The organism is Lichenicola sp., assembly GCF_965198575.1.
Taxonomy (GTDB): domain Bacteria; phylum Pseudomonadota; class Alphaproteobacteria; order Acetobacterales; family Acetobacteraceae; genus Lichenicola.
On the sequence record NZ_OZ240671.1, the window covers coordinates 3,056,900 to 3,070,063 of the forward strand.

At 64.9% G+C, this 13,164-nt stretch carries 12 protein-coding genes; all 12 read right to left on the reverse strand.

Annotated features, from left to right (window positions below; all coding sequences use genetic code 11):
• Positions 1-8 precede the first annotated feature (8 nt).
• The 12 genes from ACOEQ2_RS13870 to ACOEQ2_RS13925 all read right to left on the reverse strand — a co-directional run bounded on the left by ACOEQ2_RS13870 (position 9) and on the right by ACOEQ2_RS13925 (position 12,806).
• Entirely contained in the window at positions 9-2,024 is a 2,016-nt protein-coding gene (locus ACOEQ2_RS13870; protein WP_419728559.1) for a chemotaxis protein CheA, read from the reverse strand.
• The gene (locus tag ACOEQ2_RS13875) at positions 2,021-2,389 is read right to left on the reverse strand and encodes a response regulator (RefSeq protein WP_419728560.1); all 369 of its coding nucleotides are present in this window, start codon (positions 2,387-2,389) and stop codon (positions 2,021-2,023) included. Before ACOEQ2_RS13875 ends, ACOEQ2_RS13870 begins: the two co-directional genes overlap by 4 nt.
• Complete coding sequence (locus ACOEQ2_RS13880; protein WP_419728561.1) at positions 2,386-2,721, reverse strand: STAS domain-containing protein; 336 nt, start codon at positions 2,719-2,721, stop codon at positions 2,386-2,388. Before ACOEQ2_RS13880 ends, ACOEQ2_RS13875 begins: the two co-directional genes overlap by 4 nt.
• Positions 2,722-2,834: 113 nt before the next feature.
• The gene (locus ACOEQ2_RS13885; protein ID WP_419728562.1) at positions 2,835-4,061 is read right to left on the reverse strand and encodes a methyl-accepting chemotaxis protein; all 1,227 of its coding nucleotides are present in this window, start codon (positions 4,059-4,061) and stop codon (positions 2,835-2,837) included.
• A 306-nt stretch (positions 4,062-4,367) separates the two neighbouring features.
• Positions 4,368-5,672: a hypothetical protein gene (locus ACOEQ2_RS13890; protein WP_419728563.1), complete on the reverse strand. Its 1,305-nt coding sequence runs from the start codon at positions 5,670-5,672 to the stop codon at positions 4,368-4,370.
• Between the two features lie 718 nt (positions 5,673-6,390).
• Complete coding sequence (locus ACOEQ2_RS13895; RefSeq protein ID WP_419728564.1) at positions 6,391-6,558, reverse strand: hypothetical protein; 168 nt, start codon at positions 6,556-6,558, stop codon at positions 6,391-6,393.
• Positions 6,559-6,674: 116 nt separating this feature from the next.
• Positions 6,675-7,841, reverse strand: a complete 1,167-nt coding sequence (locus ACOEQ2_RS13900) for a pyridoxal phosphate-dependent aminotransferase (RefSeq protein ID WP_419728565.1) — start codon at positions 7,839-7,841, stop codon at positions 6,675-6,677.
• Positions 7,838-8,536, reverse strand: coding sequence for a glycosyltransferase family 2 protein (locus tag ACOEQ2_RS13905; RefSeq protein WP_419728566.1), 699 nt, complete (start codon positions 8,534-8,536; stop codon positions 7,838-7,840). Before ACOEQ2_RS13905 ends, ACOEQ2_RS13900 begins: the two co-directional genes overlap by 4 nt.
• Complete coding sequence (locus ACOEQ2_RS13910; RefSeq protein WP_419728567.1) at positions 8,524-9,579, reverse strand: radical SAM/SPASM domain-containing protein; 1,056 nt, start codon at positions 9,577-9,579, stop codon at positions 8,524-8,526. Before ACOEQ2_RS13910 ends, ACOEQ2_RS13905 begins: the two co-directional genes overlap by 13 nt.
• Complete coding sequence (locus tag ACOEQ2_RS13915; protein ID WP_419728568.1) at positions 9,579-10,970, reverse strand: glycosyltransferase 87 family protein; 1,392 nt, start codon at positions 10,968-10,970, stop codon at positions 9,579-9,581. The genes ACOEQ2_RS13910 and ACOEQ2_RS13915 overlap by 1 nt, the downstream gene beginning before the upstream one ends.
• Positions 10,967-11,740 (reverse strand): TIGR04282 family arsenosugar biosynthesis glycosyltransferase, encoded by a 774-nt coding sequence (locus ACOEQ2_RS13920; protein ID WP_419728569.1) that lies wholly within the window; start codon positions 11,738-11,740, stop codon positions 10,967-10,969. The genes ACOEQ2_RS13915 and ACOEQ2_RS13920 overlap by 4 nt, the downstream gene beginning before the upstream one ends.
• Before the next feature lie 145 nt (positions 11,741-11,885).
• Complete coding sequence (locus tag ACOEQ2_RS13925) at positions 11,886-12,806, reverse strand: helix-turn-helix domain-containing protein (RefSeq protein WP_419728570.1); 921 nt, start codon at positions 12,804-12,806, stop codon at positions 11,886-11,888.
• Positions 12,807-13,164: the final 358 nt, after the last annotated feature.

The following is a 13,164-nucleotide window of genomic DNA, read 5'->3' on the forward strand; positions in this document are numbered from 1 at the left end:
CCTGCGCCTCATCCTGTTGCCCTCAGATGCTCATCCTGCGCCTGGCCGAAATCGACCAAATGGCCGACGTCGAGGATCAGGGCTACGGTGCCGTCGCCCAGGATCGTTGCGCCTGAAAATGTCTGCACCTGTGCGTGCAGCCTGGAGAGCGACTTGATGACGGTCTGATGGTTGCCGATAACCTGATCAACAACCAAGCCGACGCGTGACTTCCCCGATGATACCACGACCACCTTCTGATAAGTGTCGGGGGGCGTCGAGGTGGCGAAGAGTTCCCGCAGGCGCAGGAACGGTACGAGGTCACCACGAATATTCAGGAAGCTGCAGCCGTGCGATCGCGTGTCTTGTTCAGTCGAAAGCTCGACGCACTCCTCGACTGTGGAGAGCGGCAGCACGTAGCGGCTGAGACCGATGCGAACCAGCAGCCCGTCGATGATCGCGAGCGTCAGTGGCAGTCTTAGGGTCAGCTCGGTGCCGGAGCCGGTGACGCTTGTGATGTCGATCTTGCCACGAAGTCCTTCGAGCGCCCGTTTCACGACGTCCATGCCGACGCCGCGGCCGGAGAGGCTGGTAACCTCGCGCGCGGTCGAAAAGCCCGGCTCGAAGATGACCTGGAACAATTCGTTGTCTGTGATGGCCTGACCTGGGACCAATAGCCCATTCTCTTCGGCACGGGCGCGAATACGGTCACGGTCGAGACCGCGTCCGTCATCGGCGATCGAGATCAGGATCTCGGCGCCGGAGTGTCGCGCGGTCAGGGTGATGCGGCCGCAGCGCGGCTTTCCCGACGCCAGTCGCTGCTCCGGTTGTTCGAGGCCATGATCGACTGCGTTCCGCAGCAGATGGATCAGCGGATCGCTGAGCTGCTCGATGAGGGTCTTGTCGAGTTCGGTCTCTTCACCGACGGTCGTCAGTTCTATTTCCTTGCCGAGTTCCTTGCCGAGATCGTGGATCAGGCGGCGGAACCTCCCGAATAGGGCGACGATTGCCACCGTGCGCACGCCCATCGTGGTGTCGCGGAGTTCAAGGGTGAGGCGCTCAATGTCTTCGGCGATCGATTTGATTTGAGGATCGTTGCCGGCGCTGGCGACCTGGCTCAGACGAGACTGTGCTATGACCAATTCGCCGACCCGGTCCATAAGGTCATCAAGCCGTTCAGCCGGAACTCGCACGCTGTCGGCTGTTTTTGCGTGCCTGGTCTCGGAGGCTGTCGATCTCGGCGGCTTGGCTCCCTTGTGGACGCCGGGGTCAGCCTCAGATCTGGGGAATGCCGGTTTCGGCGGCGGCTCGTTGACGGCATTTCCAGCCGGGATCGGGCGGTCGGACTGCGATGCTAGGCCGGCTCCCGTGTCGATCCGCTCAATGCCCAGCTCCATGTCGTCGATGACGAACAGGAATACGTCCTCGATCGCGGTCCGTGGCGCAGACGTCGATAGGAGAATGGTCCAGGACAGATGGCAGTCGGACGGGTCAAGCCGGGCTATCGGCGGGACGTCCTGGATCTCCGCAATCACGGTGGTCGGCCCGAGAAGGCGCAGGTCATCGAGCAGGATGAGTGGGTTGGTGCCCATCGACATCGTGTCCTTGGGCAGGCGCATCTGGATCCGCCACGACGCGACAGCGGCTTTGTCGCCAATGGCTGGACGTCCAATACCGTCAACAAGTGCCTGAAGGCCGTGCAGGATCGGAGTTGCGACCTCGGCATCGTCGTCGCCGGGATGGTCGATCAGGCGGCGGATGTGATCTTTCGCAGCAAGCGTCAGCGCGATCAGCTCGGGAGTGGCCCCGAGTTTCCCCTGGCGCACGCAATCAAACGCTGTCTCGACGTGGTGCGTGAACGACGCGACCGCCTCGAAGCCGAACATTGCGCCCGATCCCTTGATCGTGTGCAGTGCCCGGAAAGCGCCATCGATCAGCTCGCCGTTGTCCGGGTTGCCTTCCATGTCGAGCAGGACCTGCTCGAGCTGATCCAGCAGTTCCTGCGCCTCCTGCTCGAATATTTCGGTCGGGTTGAGCCCGATCATGATCCGAGAACCCTGCGTACAGCAGCCAGCAACTGATCCTGCTGGAACGGCTTGGCGATCCAACCGGTGGCGCCGGCGGCCTTGGCTTGCTTTTTGAGTTCGGCGTCGGACTCCGTGGTCAGGAAGATGATCGGCACACCGACGTAGCTGGAGAGCTTGCGCAGCTCGCGGATCAGTCCCAGGCCGTTCAGGCCCGGCATGTTGAGGTCGGTGATTACAAGGTCGGCGCGCACACCGCGGGCCTGCGCCAGGCCATCAAGGCCGTCGACAGCCTGCAAGACGGTGTAGCCGCCGCTGGTCAATGTCAGCTTCACCATCTGGCGGATGCTGGCACTGTCATCGACGGTAAGGATCGTCCGGCTCATGCCATCTCTCCGGTCGCTAGCCAGCGGTCGGAATAAAGAGCCGCGTCAGCGTCGTCGGCGGGCAGGACGCCACCACGGACCAGCGCCTGGTGCAGCACTCCCCCTGGATGGTGGCGCAGCGAGCATCCGCGCCCCGCCTCTACGGCACTTCGCCGGGTGGCCAGGATCATCTGGATGAAGCTGACATCCACCTCGGTCACGGCAGCGCAATCGAGCACCACGTCGTCATGATCACTCAACGCGGTGAGCAGGGCCGCATGGGTCTCGCCGGCTTCCCGGATGGTTTGCGGGCCCGATATGGTGATGGAATGAAGAGCCACTTCGATGTTCATCCATTGCTGCCTGATTGGATCGCGGTCGCGCTGGAACTTGGGCGCAAATAATGAAGAAACGGTTACGGGCGGCAGCCACCGCAGACACTGGTCGCCGTCATGACGGTTCTGGGTCAGAACAGCTCGAGCTCACCCTTCTGGGCCGACGCGTCCAAGGGAACGGTTCCCGACGCTATCGGCGTTCCGCTCAAACACGCACGGAAACGCTCGCGTACTTCACCCATGGTGATACTTGCGATCAAACGGTCCATCCATTCTTGGTCCGGCGGTGGATCGTCCGTGTCAGGAGAGGGCGATGCGGCGATCCGCGTCTGATCGAGCAGTCCGTCGAGCGCCCTGAGCATATCGGCGACGTGCAGGAGTCGCTGCTTGCTGCGGTCCTGAAATTGGAAGGCCTCCACGATTACCGAGATCTGATCGGCGATCTCGGACGATCCGTGCGCGGAGTCGCCGATGACATCGTTGATGTCGTTGCGCCGTTGCAGGAGTCCCGCCAGCAGCAGTTCCAATCGCTGACCGGTTGCCAGGTTGTCGCTCACGTCGACCATTGCGACCTTGTCGATAATACCGCGGCCCTGCGCGACGGACGTGCCGATGCCGCTGATCTCGCGGTGCATGGCTTGTGACAACCGTTCGGTCTGTGTCGAGAGCTGCCTCACTTCATTGGCGACGATTGCAAAACCCCGGCCCGCCTCGCCGGCGCGTGCTGCCTCGATGGTCGCGTTGAGGGACAGGATCTTGGTCTGCTCGTTGATGGTCTTCAGATCGTTCATGTACTTGTCGACACGGCCGACGCTGTCAGAGACGTCAGCCAGGGCGCGTCCCATGGATCTGGCGTTTCCGGACATATCGATGATCCGTCCGACTACCTCCCGCAGGGTGTTCTGCAGCAGATCGGTGAAGTCCGACATGGTCACGCTCTCGGTCGCGGTCACGATCCGGTCGCTCTGCAGCAGCATGGCTTTGACTTGCGTCGATTGCGCTGTGGCCTGCCGCGCCAGGGCGGTAAATCGGTCCGCCAACCCGACAACGACTTGCTCGATGAACATCGCCGTCTGCTCGATCTCGCTCGTGGCGGCACCCAGGGTGATCTGCTGCGTCCGGCCGGCCTTGCGCCAGCGCAGGAGGTCGTCGTCGGCACGTGGTGTTTCGGCGTTCGTGCAACCGCCGTCGGTGAGGGGCTGGGTCGGGAGGCAGGGAGCGTCGAGCTGCCTGGTGGCCCGCCTCCAGCCGAAGATGCGGAACGCCCTGGCAAGAAGGCGCTCCGGAGCCGAGCTTGAATGGCTGCCTCGAGCGAAACCGTTCGGAGCAATCGCTGGGGCATGGAACTCGACAGTCACGACTATATCCATGTCCACGTTCAGTAAATTCGCTGCGATATACTCTCTCTCCGGCAGTATCGCCGGGATTTACTAATGAATCGTGAACGCGGGCCGTGACGGAAGCGGGACCTGCACGCGGTGGGCCGGTGGATGCAGCTGCCGAAGGTGCCTTGCCGGTTATCCAGGCTGACCTAGGTCGACCTCGTCAGGACGCGCTGGAGAAGATGCTGGCGGATACCGCGTCCGCGAGCGGGTGCGGGAAGCGCCACTCCCAGAAGCCTGAAGGGCTGACCGTGCTGGAACCAGGCACCGATCGGCCTACCGTCACGGCGGCAGTCCATGTCCCCGACCTGGTTCCTGTCGACCAGGTCCCTCCATGTTTCCCTGTAAGCCGCGCGGCTCGGACTGGGGGGACTGGTGGTCCAGGGATATTGCGTTGAGTTGAGGCGCATCGTCTTGCATATCGGCGCCATGCGGTTGAGGCTTGGCGTCCGCGGAGCCTGTCACCTGGATCAGGGTCCCTGACTGCGTCAGTGTGGCCGCCACCGCGATCGCGCCGAATATCGCCCCAAGAAAGCCGAACATCCAGTCGATACCGCGCGCAAGCAGCGGCGCCGCGATCAGCGGTCCGACGATCGTTCCGAGCCCGAACAACAGCAGCAGCTCGGTGGAAATCCGGGCCGCCGGCCGCTCCGGCGCCTGCGCGTTGGCGATCCCCACGCACAGCCCATACAGCGGATATTGTGCGCAGCCGAACACACCCAGCAGCACCACCAGCGACACGCCCGGAAGCGGCAACACCAGCGGCACGCATGCGGCCACCCCCAGCAAAGCGATCCCACCCAGCATCAGCCGCCGCCCGAACGCCCGTCCCAGCAGCGCCACAGGGATGGATGCGAGTGTCCCGCCGACCGTGTTGGCGGCCAGCATCAGCGTGTCCTCCCGCATGCCAAGCCCGCCCATCATTCCCAGGATCGGGCCCAGCCCGCCGACTGCCCCGGTGATCAACCCCGCTGCCACGCAGCCTAGTCCGCCCACCGGCGACTGCCGCACCAGCCCGATGATGTCGGTTCGGAACGGCTTCATCCGGGCCGGTCGGGTGCGCCTGCACAGCAGCACCGGCAGGATCGAACCAAGCACCGCACCGGTCATCAGCACGAACGGCGCGGCACCGTGCGGATTGATCACGTTCAGGCTGAGTGTTCCGCACAACGACGCGATCAGGCCCACCGCGACGTAGCTCGCGAACCCGATGCCGACACCTGCCTGCGCGACCAGCCACCCCTCGACGATCGCCGACAGGCCGCCGTAGCAGAACCCGATCACCACGCGCAGCACGATCCAGGACGGGTCGCCCGGCACCAGAAGCAGCAGCATCGCCGCCGTCGCCGATACCAGGGCCAGCATCGCGAAGGCCCATACGGGCCCGAAAAACGCCAGGATCCAACCGTTCGACAGGCATGCCAGCACGAACCCTGCCGACCAACCTGCGGAATAAAGCCCGATCGCCGTCATCCCGGCGCCGCGCGTATGCCCGAGGATCGGCAACAGCACACCCTGCAGGTTGGTGCCGAATACCAGCAGCATCACAGCGACAAGCAGCGGCGCGACCGCCCGGCTACTGGACATAGCCTTTGCGTCCCCGCTCACGCCCGGAGCCACATCTGGTGGGCAACCCTCGGCCGGTCTCCCGCACCGTCCATAACAGCCAGATGATGACGACCAGACATGCTTGATCCCAGTGAAGCGGCACAGCTTTTTACGCAAGCGGACGTAGGCGCACCCTCAAGAGCCAAGGCCCGGTCGAAATGTCAGGGGGGCGCCTTCAGGCCATTACGGTCGGGTCGGGCGGCTGCCGAGCGAGCAGATGCTCAACCACCAGCGGCCGACCACCAGAGGCTTGAGTCAAGCCTGGCCACGTCCGCAACGACAATTTCTGTCATCTCCTTGATCGTCGCAATAGAGGATGATGGAGATCATACCCGGTGACCGTATGCATGTCTCCGCTCATGATCTGCAACACCATGTACCTGAACGGGTCCGACGGCGATGGCTGCCGCGATTGACTCAGGCGACCCTGGTCGTGTGGTCCGGTGTATGTGTCGTCTCGTCGTCGGACAGACGGTCGATAAACCTGGTGAGCGATAAAGACTCTCTCCCTCGTGGGACTGGAGACCGGTCCTGGCTCTTGATCAGTTCCCGCGGTGCCTCACCACTGTCGGTATACAAGCGGGCCGGATTGCTGTGTCCACGGCAGGACTCGTCTCGACTTCAAGCTGACAAACTACGCGTGGCCGTGATTCATTCTGGAGGCCCGAAGGGCGCGACAGGCACGGATGAGCATCGGCTACATCCCGGCCCGGATCATCATTTTGTGCACGACGCCCGTCATCTCATCCATACCGAAAATGGCGACGGCCGCGATCAGCAGAACAAATGCGACCAGGAACGACGTCGTCAGGACGCCAAGGACGCTCGGGCGGGCGTGGCGCCACTTGGATGTTGCCATCGGCATCGACAGTGTCCTCGAGTTGTTGGGAATGCAGGCTACCATCTAGCCGGATGAGGATCCTGCTGCGCCGCAAGAAGTCGCAGACTTCCGTGAAAGTCTGCCTAATCCGACCTTCCGTATCAGGCCGCAATCCTGATCGCGTTCCAGGCCTCGGCCAGTGCCTCTATCGCCGTTCGGCAACGCGTGTGGCCGAGCCCGAGCCTGACGCAGTCCTGTATGACCGGTGCAAGGGAGGATCGCCACAAGATGGTGGGCAGGACGAGCACGCCCGCGTCACGGACGAGGCGGGTCGCAAATGACGCGGCGCTATCGTCGCCGAGATAACGACAGGAGATGAACGCCAGGTTGCGCGGCTGATCCAGCTCGAGCAGGTCGGTAAAACCCATCGAGCACTCGCGAAGATAATGCAGGTTGGCGAGGCCGATCGCGCGCTGCGTGGCGATGATTCGAGGCTCCGCGTGCAGCGCGATCTCTGCCAGGATCTCGCTCGAGGCAGCCAGGCAACTCGAGAGCGAGCTCTTGACGATGAGCGCATGGTGCAGAAGCGCGCGGTCGTGACAGGCGATCCAGCCGACGCGGAGTCCGGGCAGGCCGAAACCTTTGGAGAGCCCGTTTATGGACACGCCGCGTTCGTAGCAATCGGCGAGCATCGGCGCGCGGCCGCCTGGTTGCACAATTTCGGTCTGCCGGTAGATCTCGTCGTTGATCAGCCACAACCCGTGTCTGCGGCAGAGACTGACCAGCGCGTCCAGACGATCCGGATCGAGCGACGCGCCGGTCGGGCTGTTTGGATAGTTCATCAGGATCAGCCGCGTCTCGGGACGAATGGCCGCCTCGATCCGATCGATATCCGGCTGCCAGCCGTCGGCTTCCTGCAGCTCGATACCGGTCACCTCGCAGAGCCGTTGCAGCGCCAGCTCGGAAGGCTGGTAGATCGGCAACAACAGCAGTGCGTGCTGGTCACGGGCAAAATCGTGCGGGCCGAGAATTGCCTGCAGAACGCAGTATATTGCCTCCTGCGCACCGCAGCAGCAGAGGATCTGGTCTGCAGCGAGGTGATCGTGCCGTGCCGCGATCGCGGTGCGAAGTCGCAAATGACCGCGCGGATCGGTATAGGCAAACCCGTGGGCGTTCCACCGCGCAGCGTTCTCGGCTGACGCCACCTGCAGCAGACCCGCGAGGCTGAGCGTTTCCGAGTCGGAGCTCGACAGATCGTGGCGGGCGAACGGCCCCCATTGAGCGAGAAACTCGCCGAGCAGGAACCGGTCCGTTGCAGCGCCGATCATGCCGCCGGCCGGCTGGTTGCTGCTATCCGCAGGTAGGTGCCGACGATACGGCTGCTTGCATGCAGGGTGCCGCGCAATGATCCGGCGACCTTCGAGCTACCACCGCCGCGCCTGCGATACGGCATCGGCACCTCGAGGATGCGCAAGCGCGCGCGGGCCGCCTGCATCTGCATCTCGATGTTCCAGCCATAGGTCATTTCCTGCAGCGCAAGCCGCTGCAACGCCGACCGGCTGATCGCGCGGAAGGCGCACATGTCGCTGTATCGGACTCCGTAGCGCGCGCCGATCCCCAGGCCGGCAAGGCGGCCGGCCAGAACCTGATGCCAGAGCATGGAACCCGGGTCGCGTTCGCCTCGGGTGCGGGACGCCAGCACGAAATCGTAGGTGCCGCCGAGCACCGGACCGGCAATCCGCTCGATCAGGTCGCCACGATCGGCGCCGTCGCCATCGAGGAACACGATAACCTTGCAGGCGGGATCGGCGGCTTCCGCGCCCAACGCGCAGGCGCGCCCGTAGCCTCGGCCGGTATCGAGCACACGTGCTCCGGCCGCGCGAGCCGCTGCCTGGGTTCCGTCGACGCTGCCGCTATCGGCGACGATGATGTCGGCAGCGAACTGCCGGGGGATTTCCCGGATGACCGCACCGATCGTCTCGGCCTCGTTCAGGGTCGGGATGACGACGGCTACAGGCTCCATCGGAGCCCGCAGCTGCGGCAGGGTGCGGGAGGCACGTCGGACAGCAGCGACTCCCGGAATTCCCGATATGCGTCACCGTTCCAGATTTCGCGCAGCGTGCTCTGGGTCGCGTCGCCCAGCGTATAGTTGCCATAGCCACGCAGCGAGAACGGCGCGATGCAACAGGGCAGCGCGCGGCCATGAGCGGTGAAATACATCAGCGACCAGGGGCGTCTGCAGGTCGCCCAGGGCTGGTCGTCGCTCTGCCGTTTCAGGCTGAGGCCGGGCTCGGTGGCGCCGGACGCATCCAATGTGACGCCGAGCGACCGGCCGAGCGCCTGTGCCGCCTCGATCGCCGCCACCTCGTCGGCCTGCGTGCTCTCGAACAGCGAGAGGTCGGCACGCGCCATGCCGTAGCCGCCCTCGTCGAACACCAGGCGCTGCAGATGCACCTCCTGCACGCCCATCGCGGCGGCGAGCTGCACGAAGGCCGGCAGCTGCTCGACGGTCTCCTTCATGCCGGTCAGCCAGAGCGAGACCCGCGGCGTCGTGGCGCCGACCGCCTTCTGGTAGGCGATGAACTTGCCGACGTCGCGCACGATCCGGTCGAAGAAATCCTTGCCGCGGACCTTGAGGTACGAGGCGCGATCGGCAGCATCGAGCGAGACGCGGAGCTCGTCCAGGCCGGTATCGATCAGCTCCTGGAAGCGCTTCGGCTGCATCAGCGTGCCATTGGTGTTGAACAGCACGTAGGTCCCGCGATCCTTCAGGTAGCGGACCATGCGGGGCAGGGCCTCGACCAGCATCGGCTCGCCGACCCCGTGCAGCACCGCCCTGGAAACGTTCGGCACCTGGTCGACGATGCGGGTGAACAGCTCCCAGTCCATGTCGGCCGGCGGCTCGAGGGTCTCGAACGTGCGAGGACAGGTCTCGCACAGCAGGTTGCAGCGGTTGGTGACCTCAAGGTACAGGCAGACCGGCGGCCCCACGGCTTCCGCCGACCGATCGCCGGCGATTTCCTCGAAGTAGCGGCGGGGATCCCGCAAAGCCGTCGAGACTGACATCAGCATGTTCCTTCTGAGGTCGCGGCCATCATACATCGCGCCGACCGACGGCGACGGAGTGCGATGACGGCGAGAACGATCGCCGGCGCATAGACGAGGCTCGGCCAGACGAAGCGTTCGTTGAACGGATCGAGCGTCAGCAGCACCGGCGCGCTCGAGAGCCAGATCACCGCCGGGATCGGGGCCACCACGCACGGCAGTGCCAGCCAGGCGAAATACCAGGAATAGTGCGGGCTGATGGCGACCGTCACCGCGGCTGCCAGGATCGCCGCGTTCCGGCACAGCAGCACGACATCGTCTGCAGGTCGGTGCATTGACCGCAGACGCTCTTCCGGCAGACGCTGGCCGCCCCAGGTGATCCAGAGCCCCAGCAGAGCCAGGCCGGCGCCGGCGGCGACGATGTAGGCGGTTCCCGACCATGCGGGCAGACGGCCAAGATGGGCCAGCCCGGCAAGCAGCCAGAAGCCGTTGCCGCCGGAAAGCCCTTCCTCGCTGCTGTAGCCAGGCAGGAAGCCCAGAATGTAGCGGCCGGCCGAGGCGTAGCACGCATAGCCGACCACCACGACGACGAGACCGGCGAGGGCCGGACGCCATAGCGGCACGCCTCGGGCGAACGCCGGCGCCAGCGCCAGGGGCAGGAACTTGACCAGTGCCGCCGCCGCCAGCACGCCGCCCGCCAGGCCGTCGCGTCGATGGCTGCGGGCCAGCAGCGCCAGGCCGATCAGCCCGATGGCGGCCCCGTCGACATGCCCGTCGCAGGCGAACGACCAGATCACCAGCGGATTCCACGCCTGGATCAGGATGCGCTCCCGTGGTAGCCCTGCCATCACCAGCAGCCGCATCATGCAATAAAGCCCGGTGAGCTCCAGCCCCACCATGGCGAGCTTCATGGCCTGCACCGTGCCGGAGATCCGGACGACCAGGGCGAACAGCATCTGTGCGACCGGAGGATAGATCGTGCGCGCGTAGCTGGCGCGGTTCACCAGCGGAAAGATGCTCGTGTCGCGCAATCCAGACAGCGACGGGTCGGCCGGAAGGTATCGGTACGGGTTGATGCCGTGTTGCTGCACGCGCCCATCCCAGACGTAGCGGTAGATGTCGCTGGACAAATAGGCGGGTGCGGGAAGCAATATCGCACGCGCCAGCAAACCGACGGCGAGCACGATCCACAGCGCGCGGGAGGGCAGGGCGCGGCTCATCACCAGGCGAACCGCGAGCAGATACACCACCACGGATAACGCCAGCAGCGCGACGACGAGCTTCGTTGCGGCATGTGGGCGTAGTGATGTGATGCCCGGCTCCTCCACGAGGAGGGCTGCAACCGTGAGCGCCAACAGCAGCATCCCAAGGCTTGCGAGACGCGTCATGCCGGCTGGCCGGATGGCACTCACGCCGAATTCCTCACCGCGGTGAGCGGGCCGGACTCCTGGAGCAGCGCCCGCAGGCCCAGGCGATCGATGGTCGATTGGGTGTGCGGGGCCGGGTAGCCGTGCTGCGCGTCGAGGAGTGTGCGCAGGGAGGCCGCGTCGTCGACATCATACCAGGACGGCAATTCGACCAGTTCCAGACCGATGCCGGCAATCCGGGTGCGGGTCGTCGCCGCGACCGTTTCGGTGCTCCAGGCGATGTCGCTGAACGGTGCGGCGTACGCAGCCTTCAGCCCGAGCAGGTAGTAGCCACCATCGTCGCACGCGCCGAGCACCGCACGGTCGCCAGGCTGTGCCAGGTGCCGCGCCGCCATGAGCAGCAACTCTGTCGGCACGGTGGGGCTGTCCGAGCTCAGCACGCAGGCGGACTCGTGCCCATCCGCCAGCATCGCCTGTACGGCGTGCAGCAGGCATCGGCCGAAGCCCTCGACCCCGGCGGGCATGGGCGACGCGCCGTCCGCCAGCGTGAGCCGAATACCGGGCGCCACGGCCGAAGCCACCAGGGCCTCGGATCCCGCCGGGGCGAAGGCGGCATAAGGTATGATCGACAACTCTGGGCCTGCCAGGCGTGCAGCTGCCAACAGGTTGTCGGTGGTGTCGCGAAGAAACGCCGCGCTCAGCATTGCGGCCTGGTCGGGGTTCAATGGCGGGCACAGGCGCGTCTTGGACCGGCCGGGCTGCGGCGCTTTGGCCATGACGCCGATCGCGCAGCTCCGGCTGCCGATCTTGCTCAACACCAAGGCAGGCTCGGTCGCAGTCGCGCTCGTTGCGGCATCGGCAGTCTGTCTGCCGCACGAAATCCTTTTGCGCCCGGTCCCGGAAGATCGGATCCATCGCTCCGGCATGGAAAGGTCATGCGAATTGGGTCGTCCACCAGCATCACATTGCCCCGGTGATGCCGACCGAACATCCGCGCTGCCGGCGATAGGAAACCGGCGACAGGCCGTGGCGCCTGCGGAACGCATGGGCGAGCTGTGTCGGATCCATGCCGACGGCGGTCGCGATCTCGGTCACCGAGCGTCGTGTCGTCGCCAGTTCCTCCGCCGCCTGCTGCACGCGCAGATCGGTCAGGAAGGCGTGGGGGGTACGCCTGGTGGAGCAGCGGAAGGCGCGAAAGAAGTGCGACCGGCTGAGGCCCGTGACCGCGATCAGATCCCCGAGCATCACGTCGTCCGAGAGGCGCTGGCGCATGAGCTCGATCACCCGTTGCAGCTGCCATCCTGCAAGGCCGCCCTTCACGCTCGGCCGGTCCACCGAGGCGTTCAGGGATTCGGCGTGGCTCTCGAAATTCGAGTGGGATTTGACCAGCTCGTGGGCGAGAACGACGATCAGACTTTCGCGATAGAGGCTGCCGGCACGGGGCCGGGTCACGTCCGCGAGCAGTGCTTCGAAAAGGTCGCGGATGAAGGGACTTTCGACGCCCACCCGATCCTGCAGCCGGAGCAGGACCGGATCGCGATCGAAATCCTCAAGAGCCGTCTGCTCCAGGACGTTCTGCGCCAACGTGACATGCGCGAAATCGATCGGACCGACAGTGCTCCATCGTGCAGGCTGGGCCGAAGGCATGATGGTGATGGAGCCCGCCTCCACGTCGCGCACCAGCTTGTGCCGAGCCTGGAAGCGGGTCACGCGCTTTGGGCCCCCGAGGTGAATCGATAGCAGGTTCTCGAGCAATGCCGGCTGGCTGATTCGACCGTCGATTCCCCGAAACCGGACGAGGCGCGTGCCACTGGCTGCCGACGTGTCGCCGCTCAGGGCGGGAACAGCCAGAGAGTCGTGCCACTGCTTCGCGGAGACCACAGATGCGCTCGTATTTACCATTGTTTCGCAAGCCTACGTTCAAATCTGAGGTTCAACCATCGGAGGAGTCTGATTATGTGCTTAAAGTCTGACCTTCGTGACGATCTCCTGCCTGGCCGGCCGGTGGTCGCCTCGGTGACATGGTCTCATGCTCCGTCCTTCGTGGCGCGAGCGATGGAGGTTACAGGAGCAGCCGGACTCAGTCGGTTTCCGCGGCCCGCCGGATCGGGCAGTCGATTTCCATTTCGGCGGCGATGTTGACCATGTTGGTGAACACGTTCCCGGCCAGGACGGCGATGATCTCGATGATCTGGGCGTCGGTATAGCTAGCCGCCCGTACCGCCTGCAGATCGGTATC